The organism is Lutibacter sp. (genome assembly GCF_041555395.1).
In the GTDB taxonomy this organism is placed as follows: Bacteria; Bacteroidota; Bacteroidia; order Flavobacteriales; family Flavobacteriaceae; genus Lutibacter.
In genome coordinates, this window is sequence record NZ_JBFFKM010000009.1 from 1 (window position 1) to 25,126 (window position 25,126).

Here is a 25,126-nt window from a genome sequence, read left to right on the forward strand (position 1 = left end):
CTCATTGCCCACCAAAGTTTAAAAGCTTCCTATTTAGGAGGCTTTTTTTATGCTTATTATTTAACAAACTGTTGATTATACTAAGTTTCTTGTTTTTGTAGAAATTTATACTTTCCATAATTCACCTTCTAAAAAGGTATCATAAAAGGGACCTATTTTACATTAGGGGTTCTTTTAAATTCATAACTATTTTAAAAAATCAAAAATCATAAACTAAAATGGCTACAGCTTAAAAATTGTACTTTTATTTTTTATTAATCTTGTATCGTTTTTTTTTTGACTAGACAAAACTTTGGTTTTATAGGGTTTAATTGCATTGAAAAAATATTTTAAGGAAATAAATAGGGGTTAAGCATATTTTAGTATCTTAGTAAATAATTTAAATATCTAAATATGAGAAAATTAATACTACTTTCAATTTTATTTTCCTTCTTAATTTCTTGTGGAGAAAAAAAAGAAAAGGAAACTAAAGAAGAGTTTCAACCTACAACTGAAAAAGTTGAAATTAAAGTTGAAAATGAAATCCAATCAATGGATTCAATTGTAAAAGTAATTGATTCAATATTGATTGATATTGAAGCAGCAGATAAGAGGTTAGATGAAACTCTTAAAGAAATTGAATAATTAATTAAAATGCGTAACATGAAATTAAAATATTATTTAGCAGCAGTATCAGTCCTTATTGGATTAAGTGTAACTGCGCAACAGGGAAAGAGTAAAGACAATCAAGGAAAAGATAAAACTGAAGTTGTAAAGGAGGGAAAAAGCCAAAAAGATGTTGAAGATGATATAGATGAAACAAAAACAGGTAATGCTTATGGTAAAAATAAAGGAGAGTTAGAAGGAAAAGATTATGGGCAAGATAGAGCAGAACAAGCTAAATTAGAACATAAAGAAAAAATTGAAAAACTTGATAAAACCATTTACGAAGAAGAAGAAAAAGTAAAAGAAGCAAAAGAAAAAATTAAAAAATCGAAGGATAAACTAGAAAAGGATAAAAACAAGATATTTGAGAAAGAATATAAAGAAAGAGAAGAAAAAATTAAAAATGCTGAAGATGCAGTTAAGGATGTAGAAGAAAATTTAGATAAAGGAAAAAAGTTAAAAAAGGAAAATCAATAATTTTTTTTCAATTTATTTGTAGTTGATACAGTCCAACAAATTAGAGAGCTTCCATTTTTGGAAGCTTTTTTATGCGTTATATTTTGTGAAACCAATTGTTTTACTGTATTTCTCAATTTTTAGAAATATCCGAACTCTACAATATCCTTTTTTAAAAGGCATCAAAAAAGGGGTCCTTTTTAAATTAGGGGTTTTTTTAAAATTATCACTTATTTATAAAAATCAATAATTATGAACATTCATAAACTTAATATCTTGTTTGTTCTGAAAAAGAATAAATCAAGAAATAATGGAACTGCTCCTATACAATGCAGATTAACATATAATCAAAAAAGGAAACAATTTGCTACAGGTCAATTCATACTTCCTAAATATTGGAATAGTAATAACCAAGAAGCAAATCCTCCAGATAATACTAAATATGTGAATTCACAACTAAGCCTGATAAGTCAAAAACTTAATCAGGCTTTTTTATTGCTTCAATTTAAGGACGACGATTTCAATGTAGATGATATTTACAATAGTTTTTTAGGGAAGAAATCCACTTCTGAAAAAACAATAAAGGATGCTTTTGAATATCATACGAATAGAATGCAAAAACTTGTAGGGATAGATGTAAAGCAAGTATCAGTTCAGAAATATTTTCAAACTTTGGAGCATATGAAAACATATTTGAAGTTTAAATACAACAAAAGTGATTACTTATTAAAAGATTTAAAACTGACTTTTCTACATGATTTTGAGTACTATTTAAAGACAGAAAAGATGTTTTACCTCATACTGTATACAAAACATTACAGAGGCTTAGAAGGGTTCTGAGAGTGTCAGTAGGTGCTGAATACTTATTGAAAGACCCATTTCTTTTGCACAAAGCTAATAAGCCAAAAACACAAGTAATATTTCTTACCACGGAAGAATTAAAAACGTTGGAAAAACATCAATTCAACCAACAAAGATTACAACAGGTTAAAGATTGGTTTGTGTTTAGTTGTTAAACAGGATTAGCCTACAATGAAATCAAGAACCTAAGAAAACAACATATTGTTAAAGGTTTTGATGGTGAATTGTGGATTGAAATAGTAAGAGAGAAAACACAGAAGAATATTGCAGTTCCAATTTTACCAAAAGCAAAAGAGTTGATTGATAAGTATTTTGATGAAAATTCTGAGCTTGTGTTTAAAATTTGCAGCAACCAAAGGTATAATTCCTATTTAAAGGAAATTGCACCAATACTTGGAATAGAAAAAAGATTAACCACACATACAGCCAGGAAAACATTTGCAAGTACTGTATTGCTTTTTAATGATGTGCCGATGGAAATTGTATCACAGCTTCTTGGACATAGTAGTATAACAATAACAGAAGATAGTTATGGTAAAATAGTTCAAAAGAAAGTGAGTGAGCAAATGGTGAAATTAAATATTAAATTGAATAAATAAATTCACTATATTTGAATTGTAGGTTATTTTTCCTACAATCTTTTTCATAGCAATTTCCACCTCCTAAATGGGGGTGGTTTTTTTAAAATAATTTCTATAATAAAAAATTGTCATTATAAGAAAGGTCAAGTTGCCAACTTTTTATCTCAAACTTTTTTATAGAGTAGTATCAAAAGCTGTGTTAATTCCTTATTTACATATCAAATAAGCTCGTTAAAGGGCCTTCTGGTACAGTTTTTATCTATTTTCTGTTGTTCGTTATTTAGTTTAAATGTGAGCATAAATTTTATGAGTTGTTGTGTGCAGTTTGTATTTTTCACCAATCGCTAGATTTAATTTCGTACTTATTAAAATCAAATAGATTCGAAAAAGTATGTTCGTAAATTTCCGCATCCGATTTTAAAAATTTCTTTCGGAAATCAGATTTCTTAATTGCAAAATCAGAGAGTGGTTAAATTGAATTTGCAGACATTACACTAATTCCGTTCCCAGATAATTCGTTAATAGTTCTCAAATTGATTCCATTAAGAGATACTCTGTATCTACCATCTTTAATTTCAATGAAAAAAGCAGCTGTTATAGATGTGTTTTGAACGTAAAAAGATGTATTCCAACTAGTTTTTCCAACTCCAGTATAATCGGCTGGAAAGTTTTCAATTTCTCCAGATATTAAGTTTTCTTCAAATATTAAATTTTTAAAAACACCTTTTTCTTTAATAATTTTTTCAATTTGAGACTTCTGAAGGTCAGTTTCAAAAACTTTTTGCCATTCTAGTTGATTATTTTCAATATTAAAATTATGTTTCTCTTGTCCAAAGGAAGATATACAGAAAAGGTAAAATAATAGGAATATTTTTTTCATAGTTAATAATTGAGTTTTTTTGAATTGCACACAACGGGTTTGAATATGAAAAGTTGCGAGTTTGAAACAGCAATTTTCCGATGTTTAAATTTAATTTTTTATGTTTTAGAAACATTCTATATTGTTGAAATGAGCAATTTTTTATGTGCATTGTTGGCATACGTTTTTTATTTACTTTAGTCCGTTTTCATCAAAAATTATTTCAAACTGATAGTAAGGTTTACTTTTTATTAAAGTAGTTGATATATTAATGTACCTATAATGAACATTTAAATAAGTTTGTTTGGAATTGAATTTTTCACTATTCAGTTATTCCGTGGACAATATTCGAAAATCCACTTAAAATTTTTGCAATAGTAATTTAATATTGCTATCGCTACTTGGATGTTTTTAAAACATCCAGCAGTTCCCGAAGATTAACAGTGGCATAAGTTGATGAATGGTCTGCCATGGCGTAAGGGATAATCAAATCTTCATTATGAACCATGGAACCGCAGGAATAGATTACATTAGGCACATAACCCTCTCTTTCTGATTCGTCCGGCGTCATTAATGGTTTATTCAGCCTTCCTATTTCAATCTCTGGGTTGTCAAGTTCATACAACGATGCGCCCAAAGAATATTCCCTCATAGGACCAACAGAGTGTGTAAGAATTAACCAGCCATCTTCTGTTTCTATAGGGGATCCGGCATTGCCAATTTGCACAAATTCCATTGGATATTTGGGCTTCTGTATAATTTTAGCTTCACGCCAGATATTGATATTATCTGAATAAGCAACATAATTATTAACTCCATCAACCCGACATAACATAGCATACTTTCCATTAATTTTTCTCGGAAACAGTGCCATTCCTTTGTTTTGGGCAACCTCGCCATTAAGTGACGAAATATTGAAATTATAAAAGTCTTTTGTGCTCATTAATTTAGGCAGAATTCTCATTCCATCGTATGCAGTATAAGTTGCATAATAGGTCACTTCTCCATGATCATCGGTAAATTTGACAAATCGAGCATCTTCAATACCTCCTTCCTCGCTTGCTGATATAGGAAAAATGACCCTTTCGGAAATGGCAGAATCAATTGAAAAACGAATCTCATAATTCTCTGAAGCCATCAGCAGCATAAGATTTATAATCTTACATTGCTCTTCCGTAATATCGGGGTCCTTAATTGCAAGTTCAAGATCCTTGGTCAATTCGGTATAGGTGAAATTATCTTCTAATTTATCTAAGATAAAAGCGGAAGAAATAATTTTTCTATGAAAATGTTTTTCAGTTGGCATACCTATGATAGCAGGTGGTATAATATTTCTATGGTCATGCATTTCAGCAATATCAACGGTAATTGAAGGAGAAATAATATTTAAGTGTTCTTGCATTCTGTTCAATTTCTCCTGAAAACTTTTTTTGTTGTATATATTATAAATGATTTTATCTGCTTCGGCAAGCATTTTACCAACAGGTTCTATGTTTAGGTTGTTATTTTTATCAAGAATTCCTGCGCGAAAAACAATGGAAGAGACATGCCCTTCACCAGTAGCCCTAAAACTAAGTATTACTCTTTTTTCACCCAATCCTATTTCAGACTGGTCCGGATGTTCTACCATGGATGGGTTAAAAAAAGCTGCTGATTCAATGGAATATTCCATTGTAAAATAGGATCCTATTAGTGTTTTTTGAGCCAAGCTAAAGTCTTCTTTATAAACATCAATATTTTTTAAAATAAGAGCCAGTTTTTCACAATGTCTTTCAAATATTTTTGAAATACTTCTATGACGCCTTGAATATCCTCTCAGCAGTTGACTCCTAGCGGTATCTACTTCTTTTTCTGACATTGCCAATACCAAACGGATAATATCGGCCGACCTTTCATCACCTAAATATAGAAAACGTGCTATTACTCTGGAAGAATCTGGAGAAAATTTAGTTTTTTTTCTGATTACAACAGGACTCATGATAATCAATTTTAGATAAATCTGCTAAATGTATTTCGTTTAGGTCTCACGCCTTAAATGTTTGAAAATTACTTTAAAGCATGTTGACAAACGTTTACACCTTTTTTTAAAACGATTATACTAATTTACAAATTATTAAAGTTTTTATAGCATATTTTGTAAAATATTAATTCATAATGCCAATAATATTTACAATTTTTTTTTAAAGAATTGACTAAAGATTAATTGATTCGGTTACGTAAAACATAAAATCCCGTTTCTATATAAAACGGAATTTTATGTTTTGTGGCGTTGTTTTATGGATATTACATTTTTTCCATATACTAGTTCAATTGTTTTCTTTGTGATTTCTATACAAATTGTTGGTATTTTTTTGATGCTAAATTTTGAGTGATTATAACGCAAATACTCATTTAATCAGTCTTAAATTGATTTAAATCAGTATTAAAAATAGACTTAATTGACGATGCTCATAGTTGTTTTCAGCAATAATCTTCAACTTTATATTTATATAGAAATGTATAAATGTTATGGTCGCTGTTATAAAACATGGTATTCTTCTGGAAAAAACGGATAATGGTTTTGAAAATGAGGGTGTTTTTAATCCGGGGATTTTTCAGGAGGAAAATACGGTTCATATGTTCTATCGCGCAGTGAGAACAGGTAATTTTTCAAGTATTGGCTATTGCAAATTAGCAGGACCTTTAACTGTTGTTGAAAGAAGTAAGGAGCCAGTATTTTACTCAAGCAATAGTTCCGAATTTCAGGGTGTTGAAGATTCAAGAATCACAAAAATTGAAGACACTTTTTACATGTCATATACGGCCTATGATGGTATTAATGCCTTTGGTAGCTATGCTACTTCAAAAGATTTAAAGAATTTTGAAAGAAAAGGCATTATTACTCCAAAATTTACATTTGAGGAATATTCAGATCTTATTAAAAAGAACTGTGATAAAATTAGTGATGCGCATATTATGTTTTATAGCCTTTTTGCTCGTTATAGGCTTCTAGAATTAATGAAGGGCAAAATTTATGTATGGGATAAAAATTTGGTTTTTTTTCCAAAAAAAATAAATGGCAAATTAGCGGTTTTACATAGGCTTTATCCCTCTATCCAAATACTCTATTTTGAAGATCCTGTAGAACTCACTATTGAATTTTGGAAAGAGTATGTATCTAACTTACACAAACACATTGTTTTGTTGCCAAAAGGGCTGCATGAAGGTAGTCATATTGGCGCTGGTTGTCCTCCAATTGAAACCGAATTTGGCTGGTTGTTGATTTATCATTCTGCACAGCATACTTCAAAAGGGTTTATCTATTATGCCTGTGCCGCTTTGTTGGATCTTCAAAATCCCAAGAAAATAATTGGCCGACTTAAAGAACCGTTATTTTCACCAACAGAAACCTGGGAAAAAGAGGGCTATGTTAATAATGTGGTTTTTCCTACCGGAACGGCAATTTTTAATGAAGATCTCTATATTTATTATGGAGCGGCGGACAGCAGGGTAGCAGTGGCATCTGTTAATATTAATGACCTGCTGAAAAAACTTAAAAACAAGTAGTAATGAAAAATTCAGTATCAAAATCAAAAGTAGTATTTGTTTCCTCATTTCCGCCTACACAATGCGGAATTGCTACTTTTACCCAAGACCTAATGACGGCAATAAATAATTCGTTTAATCAAACTATAAAATGCGTTGTTTGTAATTTAACCGATAAACCAATAATTTCATCAATCATTCCTTTTTCGTTGAACCCAAAAATTAAGGAAGAGTATAAAAGTACAGCGCTCAGAATAAACAATGATACCTCAGTTAAATTGGTTCATATTCAGCACGAATTTGGGTTGTTTGGCGGGGAATATGGAAACTATTTGTTAGATTTTTTGGAAAACATCAATAAACCTGTTGTTTTTACTTTTCATAGCGTTATCCCCAATCCTGATATGGGATTGAAAACCTTCGTGAAAATGTTGGCATCCTATGCAAATATAATTTTTGTGATGACAAAAAAATCTAAAAATATTTTAACTGAGCAGTATCAGATTAGTGAAGAAATAATTGATTATACACCACATGGAACACATGTAGTAAATTATGAAAACCCTTCAGAAGCAAAGCGAAAATTCAATTTGGAAAACCGTAGTATTTTATCAACTTTTGGACTGTTAAGTCCAGGAAAAAGTATTGAAACTGCGATAAAGGCAATGCCTGAGATTATTAAGCATACCCCAGATGTATTGTATTTAATCATTGGAAAAACGCACCCAAACACCATTAAAAACAATATTGATGAATACCGTAATTATTTGGAGTCGTTGGTGTTAGAATTGAATTTAAATAATAATATTCGTTTTATAGACCGTTATTTAGAAACGAGTGAACTTTTGGAATATTTAAAGGCAACAGATATTTATTTATTCACTTCAAAAGATCCAAACCAAGCAGTGAGCGGTACTTTTGTGTACGCTTTGAGTTGCGCTTGCCCAATAATTGCAACGTCAATACCGCATACCAAAGAGTTGCTTGCCAACAATACTGGGATACTTTATGATATTGGAAATTATGAACAACTGGCTGATGCCACAAAACAATTGCTTTCAAATGGTGATTTACGCAAGTCAATGGCATTCGCCGCCTATGAAAAAACTAGGGAATCCTCGTGGGAAAATGTTGCCATTAAACATGCAAATACTTATTGGGAATTGATAGACGAAAATAACGCCATCCATTATAATTATCCGCCAATAAAATTGGATCACCTCAAAAAAATGACCACAAATGTAGGCATTATTCAATTCAGTAAAATTTCAGAACCTGATAGTACTTCAGGATATACTTTAGATGATAATGCCAGAGCTTTAATTGCGATGTGTTTACACTATCAATTGTACGGAGAACAAGAGAGTCTATACTATTTAACTAAGTATTTAAATTTTATTCAGCGTTGTCAAACTTCATCGGGGACTTTTGTGAATTATATAGATGAAAATAACCACGAACACATTAAAAATAACTACATAAATTTAGAAGATTCAAATGCAAGGGCTATTTGGGCACTAGGTACTGTAATTTCATCGAAAGCATATTTACCTAAAGAGATTATTGATTTGGCAACTTTTTGTTTTATGGATTCTTTACCGTGGGTTAAAAATATTTTATCTCCAAGATCCATAGGTTTTGTAGTGAAAGGGTTGTATTTATATTATGGAGTCACTAAGGATAGACGTATTGCTTTTGTTATTGAAAAATTGGTGAAAAATTTGATTACTGATTATGATGAAAGTTCAACTGTTGATTGGAAATGGTTTGAAAATTATATGACCTATGCCAATAGCATTCTTTCTGAAGCTTTGTTGTATTCCTACTTAATTACAGGAAAGCAAGTCCATAAAAAAATAGCCATAGAATCCTTTGATTTTTTATTGTCAAAAATGTTTGTTAATGACCAATTTAGGACTATTTCAAATAAAGGATGGTGTCAAAAAGGAGTGGAGCCTAATCAATATGGTGAACAACCTATAGATGTTTCTTATGCGGTATTAACCTTAGATTTATTTTATAAAACATGTAACGATTCAAGATATGAAGTATTGAAAGAAAAGGCGTTTAGTTGGTTTCTTGGAAAAAATCATTTACATCAAATGATGTATAATTCAATAACAGGCGGCTGCCATGACGGATTGGAAAAATCGAATGTGAACTTAAATCAAGGCGCAGAATCAACCATATGTTACCTGATGGCGCGGTTGGCGATGGAGCCAGCACAAGTGCCTAAATCAAAACCAATTTTGAAGAGAAAATCCAACATTTCCAATCAAATGATAGTTTCAAAATAATTCATAATTTTGGCTTATTTATTAAATGGTGGCGCCAATTCGTTTGAAAATTTGGGTGAGTAGCAATGCACCAAAACCGAATAAAACAACCAAACCAAATTTATCTAAAGATAGTGGGATTATGGAAATTGCTTTGGCAATTGGCGGGGTGAAAAAGGCAGCTGCTGTAATAAAAATGCACAGTGAAATAGCGTACCATTTCATTTTCAATTGCGCTGGGGTAGTTTTAAACACAACTTAATATTTTTAAAACCAATTGTTTAATGGTTTTATAGATGTCCAAAAAATATAAGAGAAAAGTGGAGTTTATTCCTGAGACGACAAACAAAAATATCAAAACATGATAAATATCATATTTACAACTCCCTCATTGCCCACCAAGATATAAAACCTGCTATTTTAGTAGGTTTTTTTTATGGCTATTTTTCAAGTATAAAATATTCTATATCTAAAGTTTTGTTAAACATTTGACTAAAGACTAAATATATTGTAAGTTTATGTTTCAAACAATTCATTATGAATTCATTGGCAATTATTTTTGGTATTATTACCTTGGTTTTTATATGGTTTAACTTATTGGTTAGTATTAAAATTATTAAGTATTTACAAAGTAAGGGAGAAGAAGTTAGTTTATTTAATAGTGGTTTTTTTGTAAGAGGAAAGATATTTAAGTATTTGCCTTTGTATAAAAAATTATCAATTGAAAGCGATGGTAAAGTTGGACATCATTATGTTAATTTCTATGTTACCTTTTTCTTGATGATTATTTTTTTAATATTTGGAATAGCTGTAGTTACCTAGGTTAACCCCTCATTGCCCACTTATCTCACAATCCTGATGAAGAAATTCATCGGGATTTTGTTTTAAAATTGAATTGTGAGGGATACCGTTGTATAATTTTTGTTGCTAAATTTTGGCGATTTTATGGAAGAGACAGCCTTGTTTAAATACAATGTTGCCTTTTTTTTGTGTTTACCCGCTGATATAAAGAAAGGTACACTTGCTATTGTTGCGGCACTCCCCAGATAAATCATCCAGTCTCCACCATGTTCTGCTTCTACATCAATAAGTCCCAATGTTACTGCTGTTGCAGCTTCATCTGCGCTATTTACCACTAATCCAGCCATTGTAATTACTACTCCTAAACCTAACATAACCCAAGCAGTTGTTTTGTTCTTCTTTTGCTTTAAAGTGTAAAAATCAAATAATTCTTGTGAAGACTTATCAGTTTCAGAATCAATTACCTGACTATGTATCATTTGAAATGAAAAAAACACCAAAAAAAGTGATGAGAAAATAAGTTTCATAATAATATAAATTTAGGAATTATTAGATAAATATAATTATTAAATACATAAATAACTATATTTCAATAATTTAAAATAAAATTCATTTTGTTAATTTTTAAAGAGAAGAATCTAGTTAACCCCTCATTGCCCACCAAAGTTAAAAGCTTCCAGAAATGGAGGCTTTTTTTATGCTCTAAAATTCTCTAAGAAAACGGTTCTTCAGCACTTTAATTTCCGACTACTTGATTTTGGTAATATAAAAGTTATTTATTTTAGTATAAATTTTATTTATTGTTTTAAACTATTCTTGAAAACTATTTATTCTATATTTGTAGCGTAGGTTTCTAAACCTACATCTTTTTCATAGCAATTTTCCCTCTCCAACCTCAAGTAGAGAGGGTTTTTTATGTCTATAATATTTAACTATCATTGCCCACATCACTTACAATCCTGATGAAGAAATTCATCGGGATTTTTGTTTAATATGTAAAGAATTTCATAAGTTTTGTCACTACTTAATTTGAGTATTTTTGCCATTTGTTTTTTTAATCAATTGATTTATTGTACTTTCCATTATTAACCAAACTAAATTTTTATGAAAACAACAAACTATTTATTATTATTTGTATTTGCAATTACATTGCTATCGTGCAAAACTGAAGTTAAAAAAGAATTAACAGAAACTCAGGATGAGGTAACTGTTGTAGAAAAAACAATCTATGAAAAATTGGGTGGAGCAGAAGGTATTTCAGGAGCTGTAGACCAAATTGTAGCCAGACATCTCGAAAATGAGGATATTAAACATTATTTTCTTCCTTTGACAGAAAATTCAGAATATTTCGAACAATTTAAACAACATGTAAAAGATTTTTTAGGTGCTGGTACTGGAGGGGGAACTGAATATACTGGGAGAGATATGACAGGTGCCCATAAAGGTTTGAATATATCAGAAGCAGACTTTTTATCAGGCATAGATGATATCCTTTTTGTTCTTGATGCCAATAAAGTTGATAGGGTTTCACGAAATGAATTGCTGGCAACTCTTTATTCAATGAAAGATGCTGTTATTAAGCAATAATTTAAAACTATAGTCCCTCATTGCCCACCAAAGTAAATCCTACTAGAAATAGTAGGATTTTTTTATGCTTAAAGGCATCTTTAAATAGGTAAACAAAAACCCCACTAAAATAAATTAATGAGGTTTGTAATTTTTACGGATTACAATTAAATCCTAAAAATGTAAATTAATGAATAAACTTTACAGCCTAGTTAAGACTGTAGTGCCATCCACATCAATAATTGTTAGTTTATTGTCTGAAATAGAATAGGTTGATATTTCAGTCTCTCCATTTATTACTAGTGTCAATTTATTTCCACTTGTACTCCATGTAAAACTTTCATTTTCAGTTACCGTCTCTCCTTCAAAAGTTACAATAGCAAGAATTGCACCAGTTAAATTTGAATTAAACGTAGCTGTGATGTTAATTTCAAGACCTTGCTCAGATTCTATTATTCCCCAACTTCCAACCAAGGGATTAACATCATCAACATCATTATCATCTTTACTGCAGGAAACAGATACCATAACGGCAACAACCATAATTAAGAAATACTTAATTTTTTTCATAATTGTGTTTTCATTTTTAAGTTAATGACGCATTAATAGATATAAAATATGATAAATATTAAATTTTAAAAATTATTAATTATTAGAGGAGTAAAATAGCTGTTAGTAAACCGACAACAATATTAAGTAAACCGATGGTGTAATTATTCTCACCGGAAAGTTGATATACGAAATAACCAACAATTGCCCCAAATAATACGTTTATGATATTGAAAATTATATTTGATTTCATCTTTGAATGATAAAATATATCGAATAATTATTCTGCAATATGAAAAGGTTAGGTTTTAGCTGTATTTCTTATATATGCATACAACCCTAACTTAAATATAATAATTTTTTAGTTATTATCATCAAACTTTCGACGGTTTTATGATTGCTTTAAACAAGAAAACTAATTAAATAGTGCAAGTAGTTTAGTATTATTTTAGATAAGGATTTGGTCTAAACATGCCGATAATAAATTTTAAATAAACATTTAAATGTTAAATTGTGTTTTATAATGATGTTATTTTTTTATTAAATTAGATCTTATTAAAATAATTTCATGATATTTATAGAATAGCAATATTTTAGATCTTTAAAAAAATGCGTAATTTCAAATTTTTAATACTTGTTTTTGCTTTAAGTTTACCATTCCTGTTATTAGGTCAGAATAGTTATGATAATTTAAGGAAGCTGAAATCAAACAAAAAGCTCCACGAAAGTTTCTCTAAGTTCATTAAAGATGCTGTTCAAGAAACTAAAAATAAAAAAGGGAAACCATATTATTACAAAATTGAACAAATTAACGGTGTTCACAATTTTGATTATAATGAGGATGGTCTTGAGGATGCTTTAGTCGAATTTTCAACTGACTCTTTTGACGGTGAGGGGAATTATTTGTTGGTTGCTGTACTGTTCAAAAATGCTGGTAATGGCTATGGTTATGCAACTCATATGAACCCTGACAATACCTTTTTTGAAAAATACGCAAAATCAATTTTTTATTTTTCCGGTAGGCTTATAAGTTTTTCAGATGAAGTAGTGACTGAAAAATATACTTTAATTGTAAATAAATTTGTTCGAAAATAAGATTTCCTCTTTTTTTACGCCCGAATTTTGTTTGTATAAGCACTAATAAATTCATTGCATTTTAAATAAAAACCCCAAATAATTGGGGTTTTATATACTAAAAAACATGGCTAAAGATTATTTTTAATCCGTAGTGAAATTCCAAATCTGCCCAATAGTTTGACCGCCTTTACCGTCTTTCACGACCACTTTCCAATAATAAGAAGTAGATGCTGCTAAAGTAACACTTGTTGAATTTGAACTAATGTTTTTATTTCCATTATCAATGGCAGTTGGAGGATTGTTCGTGTCAAAATAAACATCATAGGTTAGCGCATCATTATCTACATCACTTGCCGTCCATAAAAGTGCGGTTGTTTTTGGAGCGTCATGAACAACTTCATTTAAAGTCGGACTTATTAATAACGGTGAAAACGGCAAATGATTCGTAATTCCGTCACCTTCTGTATAAAAACTAAATGTTGCCGAATAATCGCTTGCCGCACTTTTATTATCCGTTGCTTTTACCCTCCAATAAAAGGCATTTCCTTTTTCCAAAGAAATTGATTTGCTGGCATTTGTTGAAGTTACTGTATGCGCGATTTGGGAAAATAAATTGTCTTTTGCTACCTGTATTTGATAAGTAATGGGATCTCCATCAGGATCAGTAGAAGCGTTCCATTGAAAATTTACCACATTGTTTATGCACAATAAATTATTGGTTGGAGAGGTTAATACAGGCGTTGTTGGCGCCTTGTTTATTAATGGTGGTGGTGTATCTCCGCCACCTCCGCACGACCATAAACTTATGCTTATTACTGTAATATATAAAAGATTTCTCATTGTTGTTATTGCTTAATAATTTTTATAGAAATAGGTTGGTCTAAAAGCACTTTTGCGATGTACAATCCCGTTGGTTTATTTTCGAGATTTAACTGTGCTTTTCCATAAAAAACAGGATATGTTTTTATTGAAATCAATTGTGAGTTTATAGCATATAATTCAATAACTACCTCCGTTTGTGAAGTTGGAATTGCAATTTCAAATGGACCTTGGGTTGGATTTGGATAGGCTATAATTTCACTGAATGATTCAATATTTTTTGAAAATACGCCTTCGCAAGATTTGGCTGTTTTAACCTCAAGCAAATCTCCGTGCTTTACATTTACATTAAATACCTGCAAATATGTTTGAAATGTTTCCTTTCCATTTACATAAATAGTATATGGAGCAGTTCCTTTTTTTATTTCAATAGAGGCCTTGTTAGAAGTCAAATTTGCTTCGGCTAAGATTACCTCTCCCGCAATCACTTTTACTTCAAAACATTGCTTGTATGCTTCTTCTCCTGAAACTGAAATACAAATAGTGTAGATTCCCGGAGTTAAATTGTCAAGAGGTAAATTATTTGTAAAATTTTTATCTGTTATCGTAATTGGTGTTATGCCATCGGTTTGGATTCCGCTAATTATTGCAGTGTAGTCATGCGTTGCCGTTGCTGAAATTGAAATTTTACCATTATTTTTATCCGGACAGGTTTCGCTGGTAACTTCAACTGTAAAATTGTTTGATGGTAAAGAGAATATAGGACAACCTTTACTGTCTATATTGGTGCCGATTGGAGTATTCGGACATAAATCTAACGTATCTGAAACACCGTCGCCGTCACTGTCGTCTAAGGTTGTTCCGCCTCTTGGATCCAGTAATTTTACGGTAGAATACATTTTATATTCGCCCGGATTTAAGGTTATCTCAGTTGAGGTGTTGGTGACGGTTTTTTCTTCACCCGTAAAATATTCATACCAGGTGCCAATTTTTGAAAACTGGACTGTCATGGTTTTTGAAGTGATGTCAAAATTTCCTGCCAAAGCAACATCCATTGTGGTGTGTTCTAACAAAATGGATTTTGTTAAAGTTCCAACATTTAAAGTAAATTCGGTGGTGTTAAAAACAGGCTGGTTCTTTTTAAATGCGGCCAGTGTTGCCCAGGTATTGTAAATTTGTTTTCTGTTGGCAATTTCAAAATATTCCCAACGAATCGGCTTTTTTGACAATCGGCAATCGTTGCTCACGGTTCCATCCTCACAAGTATTGATGGAAAAATCATAACCCAATTCCCCAAATTGCCAGATCATTTTTGGTCCGGGAATGGTGAAAAAGAACATTCCGGCAAGTTCCTGTCGAGACAAAGCAGTGCTTAAATTTTTAACATTGTAGGTGGCATTGCTGTTTCCGAATTGAATGTTTTTGTACATCAAACGCTCTTCATCATGACTTTCCATATAACCAACAACATTAGGCAGGTTCCAGCCTCGTTCTTTATAGGAAATCCAGTTGATATTTGTATCGGTAGGGAAGCCTATCGTATTTTGATTGTAACTGTGGTTCATATTTCCCCAAAGCATAATGCCGTAATTCGCCAATTCTTTTTCTTCTGAATTGTCAGACAAATGTTCAAAAATCACATAAGGTTTGTTGGTTAAATTGTTGCTCCAAACATGGTCTGCATAATTTTTTAGGATGGTAATTCGTGAAGCGTCATAAGCACTTGCCCAATTGTCTGCGCCGTAATAAAGCGTATTGGAAAAACCTTTGGTAAAATCAAATCGAAATCCGTCAATTTTATATTCGTTCATCCAATAACTTAAAACATCTTTGAAAAAGGCTTTTGTATAAGATGATTCGTGGTCAAAATCGTATCCCCAATGTGCATTTGTGTTGTCAACTAAGTTATGGTTTACATTGTACCAGGGATTGTTTGCGGCAGGTTTATTGGTCGCGCCGTCCCAGTACATTTGCAACAGGGGAGATTGCCCATAGGAATGATTAAAAACAATATCGGCAAGTACGGCAATACCGCGTTGGTGACAGGCATCCACAAATTTTTTGAAATCGTTTTTGGTTCCGTAGGCTTTGTCTAAAGCCATATATAAAGCCGGATTATAACCCCAGCTGTCGTTTCCTTCAAATTCATTTACAGGCATTAATTCAATGGCGTTTACGCCTAAGGAAACCAAATAATCTAATTTTGTGATGGCTTCATTAAAAGAAGAGCTTTCCGTAAAATCTCTAATAAGCAATTCATAAATAATTAAATTGCTTTGAGAAGGTTTTGTAAAGTTGGTATTGGCCCAAACATAATTTTCCTGATTAATTTTAAAGGTCGACACATAGCCTGTAGTTAAATTTACAGGATACGATTTTAAATTTGGGTAGTTGGTATTTGAAATATACTGGTCATTTGAAGGGTCTAATATTTTTTCAGAATATGGATCAGCAACTTTAATATCGTAATCAATTAAATATTGATAGGCATATTCTGTGTTGATGTCTAATCCAGAGATTGTAAGCCAAAAATCTTCTCCATCTTTTTTCATTTGAGATTGAGAATCTAATGTCCAGTTGTTAAAATCTCCCAAAACGAGTACATCATTTTTTATCGGAGCTTTCAATAAAAAGGTCACTGAATTGTCAGGATTTTTATTGATTCCATATTTTAAACCAAGCGGTTTTGTGGCAGTTACCGTTGGTGTTTTTACGAAGATGTTTATCGTTGTTTCTTTTACTTCGGTACCATTTGTCGCAACAGCTTTAAGGGTTTGATTTCCTGCTGTTGTCAATAAATAAGAAGTTGAAATGGCGGTGGTATTGGTCGCTGTTTTATTTGAAATACCATTCACAAAAAGTTCTAAATTGGAGGCTGCGGAAGCTTCCGCTGAAATAGTGACGCTGCTGTTTAAGTTGAAAGCACTATTGTTTGCAGGGCTAGTGAAGGTGATGTTTAAACCATCAGCAAAAATTGGAATGAAAATATCCGGGCTTGTTTGCAGTGATCCATCAGATGCCCTAAAAACGAAACTAAGCTCAGTAATTATACCAGTTGCCACTACACCGTAAAATGTGAAAATATCTGGTGTAATTAGCAATGTATATAAATTAAGATTTGAACCGTCTCGAGTAAGTTTTACTTTAGCTAAGTTCGTAGTCCAAGTAGCGATTGTATTTGACCATCTAACGCCATTTACCGTAACGCCCGTATGCGCGTAAACATCTCCGGTATAGTTTGCCAAAGGCGTACCAACAGCATTAAAAGTAATGGTTATCTCACTTGTTGGAGTGGGTATCACAGGGTTTGTGCTCACTTGTGAGAATACAAAACTTGTACAACTTAAAAGGAGAAAAAGTAATATTTTTTTCATGAAGTTTAATTTAATAATTTCTTTTCAGAAATTGTTTAAAAAAAGAAAAAATCTGCATAGAATATTCTATGCAGATTTTTTAAATTATTTATAAAATAAGCATTCTATTAAAGTTCTATTAACTCATAAGTAAGCTCACTTAAATTCAGAAAAATATCATAGGTTCCTGCTGTAACCGGAATATCATCACCACCTAAGGTTCCTACAACTCCAGAGTAACCATAATTTAATCCCCAATCATCATCTGCACGGAATTTAATATTTCCATCCTTAAGTGTGAAATTTCTAATTACCCAAACATCAGAAGTGCTAAAATCAATAGTTAATTTTGCATCTGGAGGTGTTGTATCTCCTGGCCAGCCAATAGGAGTAGCATCACCAACAATACCCCAAATATGATCTATTTTTTCTAATGAATATTCTAACTTATTAAAATCAATTGTTACGATATAGTTCCCAGCAGTAACAGGAATATCATCACCACCTAAAATGCCATCAACACCGGAATAACCATAATTTACTGTCCAATCTTTATTCTGACGGAATTTAATATTACCATCTGTAAGAGTGATAATAATTTTCCAAGTATCAGAATATTGGTCATAAGTGAATTTTGCATCTGGTGGTGTAGTATCACCTGGCCAACCGATTGGTGTGGCATCACCCACAATACCCCATGAAAATAATTCTGATGTAATGGCTTTTGTATTGTAATTAAATGTTATTTTGTAAGAACCAGCAGTAATTACGATATCAGCACCATCATCACCATAATTTTCATCCCAACTTTTATCTTTTCTGATTTTGTATTTACCATCTAATAAAGTTACATAAGCAACAAATACATCTGGAATGTTTGTGGTGTATAATGGCAGGTCCATTCCCCATCCAGCATCATCGCCAGTAATTGCAGATCCTATAAGACTCCACGGAGATGATAAATCCAATTTGTCCACATAAGCTGTTGCCATAAATGAAGAGCTATTTGAACTTAAACTATGATAAGCACTTAAAACAACCTTTATTTGAACGGAAACCTCAGTTGGAATTCCTCCTTTTAAACCTAGTTTAAGTAAAACTTTATTTAATTGAACAGTTTCAAAAACTTTAGATAAATTGTTTCCGGCAGCAACGGTTTCACTTTTTTCACCTGCTGTGAAAACAACTTTATAGTCAGCTGCAGCATCAAAACCGTAGTCAGGATCAGTCCAAGAAACGGTTAACACATTTTGTCCAGCAGCTTCTTTATCCAACACAACATCAGAAGCAGATAAGCTTACTGTAGTTTCAGTATTTGGATTAAGTACAGTAAGTACTTCCTTATCACATGATACTAACAATGTAGCACCAACAAAAAGAAATAGTATTTTATTTATTATTTTTTTCATTTTTTTCCTTGATTAAAATTAATACCCAGTGTTTTGAGATAAATTTGGATTAGCATTTATATCACTAGAAGGAATTGGAAAAACATCTAAGTAGCTTGGTGTAGCAGAACCTTCTGGTGTTCCACCTTTCCAAGGCCAAACATAATCTCCACCTGTAAATTTACCAAATCTAATTAAATCTGTTCTTCTGTGACCTTCCCAGTATAATTCTCTTGCTCTTTCATTTAAAATATAATCTAAATCAATTGAAGTTACAGTTCCGAAATTATTAGTTCCTCTGTTCTTTAATAAATTCATATAAGCTACAGCTGTAGTTTCACTACCGCCACCACCTCTTAAAGTTGCTTCAGCATACATTAGATATACATCTGCAATTCTAAATAATGGGAAATCAGTATCTGTAAATGTTCCTCCAGTATCAGAACCAGCGTTACCATCCCTATCTACATTTTTAAATTTAGTAATTGCATATCCATCAGTAAATGTTCCTACAGATTCAATTTCTAAAGTTTGCCCATCAGTATAAAACATTGCTCTTGGGTCTAGCTCAATAGAATATTCCTTAGTACTTACATTAACAGTTACTTTATATAAACCAGTTTTTACAGCGATGTTGTTTCCATTATCACCAAAATCACTTCCATTCCATGCGCTACCTGATCTAAATTTAACATCACCGTCAACTAAATTAACATAAGCTTGAACTACATTTGGTGTTGCAGTTTGGAATAAAGTTAAATCTGGTCCACCCCAAGAGTTTGGTGTAGCAGAACCTACAATTCCCCAGATAGAAGCGGCGCCAATAGCATTGTTAGAAGCAGCAACATCAATACCTGAATTAAATGTATTTACAAAAGCACTTGTAGTTCTATTTCCACCCCAAGCACCAGTAATTCCAAAATCAGCAGCATTCATACTTCCACCAACTTGTGCGTGAATTAAAAATGTTGTTCCACCATAAGATTGAGTTTTTAAACCATCAAAAGCAATAGGGAAAATTACACCATCAGCAGTATGGTTATCAGCTAAAAACAAGTTTTTATAAGAAGATTCCAAACCATAACCTGCACTAATTACTTTATTTGAGTAAGTGATGCAATCAGTATATCTTGCTGTTCCAGTATAAACTCCTGCATTTAAGTACAATTTGGCCAATAATGTCCAAGCCGCAGCTTGGTCAGCTCTAGCATATTCATTGGATTTTGGTGCTGCTAATTTACCTTCAATATCTAATAATTCACTTTCTACAAAACTAAATAATTCAGTTCTTGATTTTTGTTGAGGAAAGAAAAATCCAACCTCATCCTCTTCAGTTACAAAAGGGAATTTTCCATATAAATCTAGAGCGTGGTAATAGCTTAATGCTCTTAAAAAACGAGCTTCATTTCTGTATTCTTCAATATCACTTAATAATTGTCCTGTAGCTCCTCGTGAGGCCAATTTAGCATCAGTAGTTTCTCTTAAGAAGGCATTACAAGAAGTTATTTGATAAATAATTCTGTTGTACAATGCAGTTACAAATTCGTTGCTTGATGTCCAGTCATGTTCGTGATAATCAGGCAAACTACCATCAGCCCAACCAATAACAGCCTCATCAGTAGTTACTTCCTGTGCCAACCAGTATTGTCTTAAATATTGGCTAAAACCTTCATCAATTCCAGTAATATCTGGCATTCCAGCAGGTCCTTGTTGTCCACTTATTGCTAATCCTGCATATAGTTTAGCCAATACTTGTTTGTATGCAGCAGGGTCATTAAATAACTCATCTGCTAATACAATATCTTTATCTTGAGGAACTTGATCTAAGTCTTTTAGACAAGAGGTCAGAGTAAACAATGTTACTAAGGTTCCTAATAATATTATTTTAAAAGAATATTTTTTCATTTCTTGTTAATTAAAAGTTTAAGTTAACTCCAACCATATAAATTCTTGGTCGTGGATAAATGTTATAATCAATACCATTTCCTACTTCAGGATCTAAACCAACATAATCTGTTATGGTTAATACATTTTGTAGAGAACCTGAAACTGATAAATTGGATTCATTTCCAAAAACATCTCCAAAATTATACCCAACACTTACATTGTCTAATTTTACAAAAGAAGCTTCTTGCACGTAGTAATCAGATAAATAACGCTGAGCACCTCCATTAATAAAACTAGTTTCTAAGATGTTTTGAACACCATTATTAATTACAGTTGGGAAAGCAGTATTTAATAATTGATCTTTAAAGGCTAAATTAGAATCCACATTATTGTAAACATAGTTTCCAATATTAGCTCTCCATGCCATATTTAAATTCCATTTTTTATAATTTAAATCGGTAGTTAAACCCATTGTATAATCAGCAGATGGTTTTTCAAATCTGTATTTATCAGCATTTGAAATTTGTCCGTCGTTATTTCTATCAGCATATACTCCTTCTAATGGTTTTCCATTAGCGTCATATACTTGTTGATAAACAAAGAATGAGTTAGGAGAATAACCAACAGAGTGTCTTTGAACATAGTTACCAACACCACCATTAAATAAACCAACAGGAACTCCTTCATAGTCAGCTCCATCATTTGTTGTTAATTGGGTAATTTTTGTATTGGCATATGTAAAGTTTAAACCTACATTTAAATTTAAATCTTCAGATCTTACAGGTTTCACATTTAACATCAATTCGACCCCTTTATTTTCCATTTTACCAATGTTGGCTAAACCAGCATTGGATAATGATGATCCTCCTGGGAATGGAATAAAGTTTAACAAATCTTTCGTTTTTCTAAAGTAAGCATCAACAGATCCAGTCACGAAATCGTCAAATAATCCAAAATCAACCCCTGCATTATAAGTTTCCGTTTCTTCCCATTTTAAAGTTGTATTAAATGGCTCAGCTCTAAAAGTATTAATAAAAGTACTTCCAAATTGGTATGCTGCAGTATTAGTACTACCTAAATATGTTGGTATTGCTGGATAAAATCCTCCAACATCTTGTTGTCCTGTAATACCCCAGCTTAAACGAAGTTTTAAATTAGAAATAGTTTCAGAATTTTTCATAAATGATTCTTCATAAATTTTCCAGGCAAAAGCAGCTGAAGGGAAATTGGCCCATCTGTTTGTTTTACTAAATCTTGAAGATCCGTCACGTCTGTATGTTAGTGTCAATAAATATTTATCAGCGATTGAATATTTAAGTCTACCAAAGAATGATTGTAAGTTTAATTGATTGATATAATCAAAAGTTTCCGTTAAACTATTATCTTGAATATTGTCTGTATTAAATCCATCTTCTTTAAAATTTTGGTAAGAATAACCAGCCATAAAATCAATAGAACTATTAAGAGATTCTAAATCTTTGGCATAATCCAAATAAAAGTCAGATAATAAATTTTCTTTGTTTTGCTCGTAATGAGATATGTTACCTAATTTTGACAATTCAATTGTATTTGAAGTGGCAGAATTAAATATACTATTATCCCCACTACCTGAAGACTTATCAAATCCTAAATTAAGATTTGCTCTTAATTCCGGTAAAAAGTGCATTTTATAGTCAAATTGAATGTTTCCAATACTTCTAGATGCATTTGAAACATTATTTCTTTGTTCTAATAATGCCAATGGGTTTTTAGGAGCACCAACTGTAAGTGGATTTCCATCAGTACCTAACCATTCATAATATCCGCCAAAATTTGGATTTCCAGAATAAACTGGCTTGGTTGGATCAAAAGAAATTGCATTTCCAACTGCTCCTTGATCAGCAAATCTGTTATTTAATAAAGAAACTTTTGTATTAAAGTCAATTTTTAAATGATCATCAAATAATTTTGAACCAATACTTAAAGAGTAAGTAGCTCTTTCTAATTTAGAAGTTAATAAAGTACCAGTCTGATTTGTGTACCCAATAGAACCTCTATAATTTATTTTGTCTGTTCCTCCTTTTAAACTTAAATTATGGTCTGTACCATAACCTAGTTCAAAAATTTGGTCTTGCCAATCTGTATTTGCAGTCCCTAACAAAGCTATATCTGTATCTAAACCGTTCGCGTTTACATAATCTCTAAATTGATTTGCAGACATTGCATCTACTGTTTTAAGATTTTGGTTTACTGAAAAGTTAGCACTGTATGTAGCTTTGAATCCACCACCATCTCCTTTTTTTGTTGTAATGATGATTACACCATTCGATGCTCTAGAACCGTAAATTGCAGTTGCTGACGCATCTTTTAAGATAGTATATGACTCAATATCATTTGGGTTAATAGTACTTAAAGGGTTACTAACTCCAGAAATACCATTTCCATCAACTGGAACGCCATCAATAATAAATAAAGGACTGTTAGAAGCGCTTAATGAAGCTCCTCCTCTAATTCTAATGGTAGCTCCAGAACCTGGTGCACCACCGTCAGAAGTAATTACAACACCGGCAACTTTACCAGTTAACATTTGTTCTGGTGACACAATTGCTCCTTTGTTCAAGTCTTTTGCTTTTACAGAAGTAATAGAACCTGTAGCATCTTTTATAGTAGTTGTACCATAACCAACAATCACAACTTCATCTAACAATTCTGTGTTGTCAACTAAAGCAACATTGATAGTTGTGTTGTTTCCCACAGTAATAGATTGGCTATTGAAACCAACATAAGAGAATACCAAAACATCTTCTGGCTTAACATTCTCAAAAGTATAGTTACCGTCAAAATCTGTAGCGGTACCTATGGTAGTTCCTTTAATAATAACGCCAACTCCAGGTAGTGCTGTACTACCGGTTGCTTCTGTAACTTTTCCTTTAACGGTTTGCTGAGCAAACATCACTACAGGTAAAAGAAGCATGGCGTTAAACAAAAAAATTTTAAAATTTTTCATCTATTTTAAGTTAATTAATAATTAAGTTTGTTTAAAAAATTTGTACTATTTATTACATTTCACTTTGTGAAGTTAAGGAGTTAACATTTATTTAACATCGATAATTATTGCTTTTTAAATTACGCAAACGTTTTCGTGTTTATAACTTTTTTACGCAAACGTTAGAGTTTAGTGTTGTAATTTTAGATTTTTTTATAAAAATTTCACATTTGCGTTTACATTCTAAATTTTAAATTGAATTTCCCCTGATTGTTCTTCTTTAAATCTTCCTGTTTTTAAGTATAAAGTTTATATTTGTAAAACAAATATGTTAGCTTAAAAAAATGAAACCAAGAATTACCTTAAAAAAGATTGCAAAAGAATTTGGAGTATCCATTTCAACGGTTTCAAAAGCATTAAAAGATAGTCACGAAATTAGTGAAGAAACCAGAGGGAAAATCAAGGCTTTCGCCGATTATTATCACTATAAGCCAAACAATTTAGCCTTACAGCTTCGCAACCAAAAAACTTCAGTAATAGGCGTTATTATTCCCGAAATTGTTCATCACTTTTTTTCCACAGTAATCAACGGTATTGAAAAATATGCCACGGAAAAAGGATACAATGTTATGGTATGCCTGTCCAATGAGTCTTACGAAAAGGAAGTTTCAAACATGAGTGTATTAACCAATGGCAGTGTAGATGGCTTAATAGTCTCCATGGCGCGGGAAACACAACAAAACCAGAATTTCAAACATTTTGAGGCATTAATTTCTGATGATTTTCCTTTGGTGTTATTTGATAGGATTAATGATGAAATTCAATGTGATAAAGTGATTATTGACGATATTGGAGGTGCCTATAAAGCAACAAACCATTTAATTGAAATTGGTTCAAGACGGATCGCATTAATAACAACCCATGATTTTATTTCGGTGGGCTCTTTGCGCAGAGAAGGGTATTTAAAAGCGCTTAAAAGCCAGGGAATTAATGTTGATGAAAGTTTGATTTATAAAATAGACGATGAAAAAGATTTATATGCACAAATTGAAAAGGTTATCAATGTTGCAAATCCGCCGGACGCCATTTTGGCCGTTAACGAAATTTACGCTGCAATAGCTTTAAAAATAGCGAAAGAAAAAGGGCTGAATATCCCTAAAGACATTGCCATTATAGGTTTTACCAGCGGATTGATTTCAGAATTTACAAATCCGCCATTGACTTCCGTTGAGCAACATGGATTCTTAATGGGCAAACAAGCTGCCGAATTATTAATCAATAGAATTGAGAATACAGCACCTGCTGAATTTCAAAAAGTAGTTATTTCAACAAATCTAAAAATTAGAAAATCCACCTTGTCAGTGAATTAAGAATAATATCAAGGTTTTGAGATTATTACTCATTTAAAATTATTTATTACAAAATAATTTCATTGAACGCAAAGGTTATAGTACTCGATTTGTCATATTTAAGCTTAAATCTTAGCGTTAAAAAAATTAAAAGTTAAAAAATAATTTA

20 protein-coding genes are annotated in these 25,126 nt (G+C 31.7%); 10 read left to right on the forward strand and 10 right to left on the reverse strand.

Annotated features, from left to right (window positions below; all coding sequences use genetic code 11):
- Positions 1–393: 393 nt before the first annotated feature.
- From ABY285_RS03650 to ABY285_RS03665, 4 genes are all read left to right on the forward strand, one after another.
- Positions 394–624: a hypothetical protein gene (locus ABY285_RS03650; protein ID WP_372767120.1), complete on the forward strand. Its 231-nt coding sequence runs from the start codon at positions 394–396 to the stop codon at positions 622–624.
- A gap of 18 nt (positions 625–642) precedes the next feature.
- On the forward strand, positions 643–1,122 hold the full coding sequence (locus ABY285_RS03655; RefSeq protein ID WP_372767122.1) for a hypothetical protein: 480 nt from the start codon (positions 643–645) through the stop codon (positions 1,120–1,122).
- A 231-nt stretch (positions 1,123–1,353) separates the two neighbouring features.
- Positions 1,354–1,941 (forward strand): Arm DNA-binding domain-containing protein, encoded by a 588-nt coding sequence (locus tag ABY285_RS03660; protein ID WP_372767124.1) that lies wholly within the window; start codon positions 1,354–1,356, stop codon positions 1,939–1,941.
- A gap of 221 nt (positions 1,942–2,162) precedes the next feature.
- Positions 2,163–2,561: a site-specific integrase gene (locus tag ABY285_RS03665; protein ID WP_372767208.1), complete on the forward strand. Its 399-nt coding sequence runs from the start codon at positions 2,163–2,165 to the stop codon at positions 2,559–2,561.
- 451 nt (positions 2,562–3,012) lie between these two features.
- Here ABY285_RS03665 and ABY285_RS03670 read toward each other — a convergent pair whose 3' ends face one another.
- Together ABY285_RS03670 and ABY285_RS03675 are read right to left on the reverse strand one after the other, a co-directional pair.
- On the reverse strand, positions 3,013–3,423 hold the full coding sequence (locus tag ABY285_RS03670) for a hypothetical protein (protein WP_372767126.1): 411 nt from the start codon (positions 3,421–3,423) through the stop codon (positions 3,013–3,015).
- Positions 3,424–3,799: 376 nt separating this feature from the next.
- A complete protein-coding gene (locus tag ABY285_RS03675) occupies positions 3,800–5,380 on the reverse strand; it encodes a glycoside hydrolase family 130 protein (protein WP_372767128.1) in 1,581 nt (526 codons plus the stop codon).
- Positions 5,381–5,910: 530 nt separating this feature from the next.
- Here ABY285_RS03675 and ABY285_RS03680 point away from each other — a divergent pair.
- Together ABY285_RS03680 and ABY285_RS03685 are read left to right on the forward strand one after the other, a co-directional pair.
- Positions 5,911–6,948, forward strand: a complete 1,038-nt coding sequence (locus ABY285_RS03680) for a pesticidal protein Cry7Aa (protein WP_372767130.1) — start codon at positions 5,911–5,913, stop codon at positions 6,946–6,948.
- Between the two features lie 2 nt (positions 6,949–6,950).
- Positions 6,951–9,224: a glycosyltransferase gene (locus ABY285_RS03685; protein ID WP_372767132.1), complete on the forward strand. Its 2,274-nt coding sequence runs from the start codon at positions 6,951–6,953 to the stop codon at positions 9,222–9,224.
- Between the two features lie 21 nt (positions 9,225–9,245).
- Here ABY285_RS03685 and ABY285_RS03690 read toward each other — a convergent pair whose 3' ends face one another.
- Positions 9,246–9,458, reverse strand: coding sequence for a cation transporting ATPase C-terminal domain-containing protein (locus ABY285_RS03690; protein ID WP_372767134.1), 213 nt, complete (start codon positions 9,456–9,458; stop codon positions 9,246–9,248).
- A gap of 282 nt (positions 9,459–9,740) precedes the next feature.
- Here ABY285_RS03690 and ABY285_RS03695 point away from each other — a divergent pair, with 282 nt between their 5' ends.
- Positions 9,741–10,025, forward strand: coding sequence for a hypothetical protein (locus tag ABY285_RS03695; protein ID WP_372767136.1), 285 nt, complete (start codon positions 9,741–9,743; stop codon positions 10,023–10,025).
- A gap of 62 nt (positions 10,026–10,087) precedes the next feature.
- On the opposite strand, the gene ABY285_RS03700 is transcribed toward ABY285_RS03695, so the two are convergent.
- Positions 10,088–10,531, reverse strand: a complete 444-nt coding sequence (locus ABY285_RS03700; RefSeq protein WP_372767138.1) for a hypothetical protein — start codon at positions 10,529–10,531, stop codon at positions 10,088–10,090.
- Positions 10,532–11,108: 577 nt separating this feature from the next.
- Between ABY285_RS03700 and ABY285_RS03705 the strand changes: the two genes are divergently transcribed.
- On the forward strand, positions 11,109–11,591 hold the full coding sequence (locus ABY285_RS03705) for a group 1 truncated hemoglobin (RefSeq protein ID WP_372767140.1): 483 nt from the start codon (positions 11,109–11,111) through the stop codon (positions 11,589–11,591).
- Between the two features lie 180 nt (positions 11,592–11,771).
- On the opposite strand, the gene ABY285_RS03710 is transcribed toward ABY285_RS03705, so the two are convergent.
- Complete coding sequence (locus ABY285_RS03710) at positions 11,772–12,140, reverse strand: lipocalin family protein (protein ID WP_372767142.1); 369 nt, start codon at positions 12,138–12,140, stop codon at positions 11,772–11,774.
- A gap of 588 nt (positions 12,141–12,728) precedes the next feature.
- Here ABY285_RS03710 and ABY285_RS03715 point away from each other — a divergent pair.
- A complete protein-coding gene (locus tag ABY285_RS03715; protein WP_372767144.1) occupies positions 12,729–13,214 on the forward strand; it encodes a hypothetical protein in 486 nt (161 codons plus the stop codon).
- Between the two features lie 123 nt (positions 13,215–13,337).
- Here ABY285_RS03715 and ABY285_RS03720 read toward each other — a convergent pair whose 3' ends face one another.
- From ABY285_RS03720 to ABY285_RS03740, 5 genes are all read right to left on the reverse strand, one after another.
- Complete coding sequence (locus tag ABY285_RS03720; RefSeq protein ID WP_372767146.1) at positions 13,338–14,036, reverse strand: hypothetical protein; 699 nt, start codon at positions 14,034–14,036, stop codon at positions 13,338–13,340.
- A 5-nt stretch (positions 14,037–14,041) separates the two neighbouring features.
- A complete protein-coding gene (locus ABY285_RS03725) occupies positions 14,042–17,389 on the reverse strand; it encodes an alpha-amylase family glycosyl hydrolase (protein ID WP_372767148.1) in 3,348 nt (1,115 codons plus the stop codon).
- 107 nt (positions 17,390–17,496) lie between these two features.
- Positions 17,497–18,729 carry a SusE domain-containing protein gene (locus ABY285_RS03730; protein ID WP_372767150.1) on the reverse strand — a complete coding sequence of 411 codons (1,233 nt, stop codon included), beginning with the start codon at positions 18,727–18,729 and terminating at the stop codon, positions 17,497–17,499.
- Positions 18,730–18,795: 66 nt separating this feature from the next.
- Complete coding sequence (locus ABY285_RS03735) at positions 18,796–20,661, reverse strand: RagB/SusD family nutrient uptake outer membrane protein (RefSeq protein ID WP_372767152.1); 1,866 nt, start codon at positions 20,659–20,661, stop codon at positions 18,796–18,798.
- Between the two features lie 10 nt (positions 20,662–20,671).
- Positions 20,672–23,575: a SusC/RagA family TonB-linked outer membrane protein gene (locus ABY285_RS03740; protein WP_372767210.1), complete on the reverse strand. Its 2,904-nt coding sequence runs from the start codon at positions 23,573–23,575 to the stop codon at positions 20,672–20,674.
- 377 nt (positions 23,576–23,952) lie between these two features.
- Here ABY285_RS03740 and ABY285_RS03745 point away from each other — a divergent pair, with 377 nt between their 5' ends.
- Positions 23,953–24,978 carry a LacI family DNA-binding transcriptional regulator gene (locus ABY285_RS03745; RefSeq protein ID WP_372767154.1) on the forward strand — a complete coding sequence of 342 codons (1,026 nt, stop codon included), beginning with the start codon at positions 23,953–23,955 and terminating at the stop codon, positions 24,976–24,978.
- The last annotated feature ends 148 nt before the right edge of the window (positions 24,979–25,126 follow it).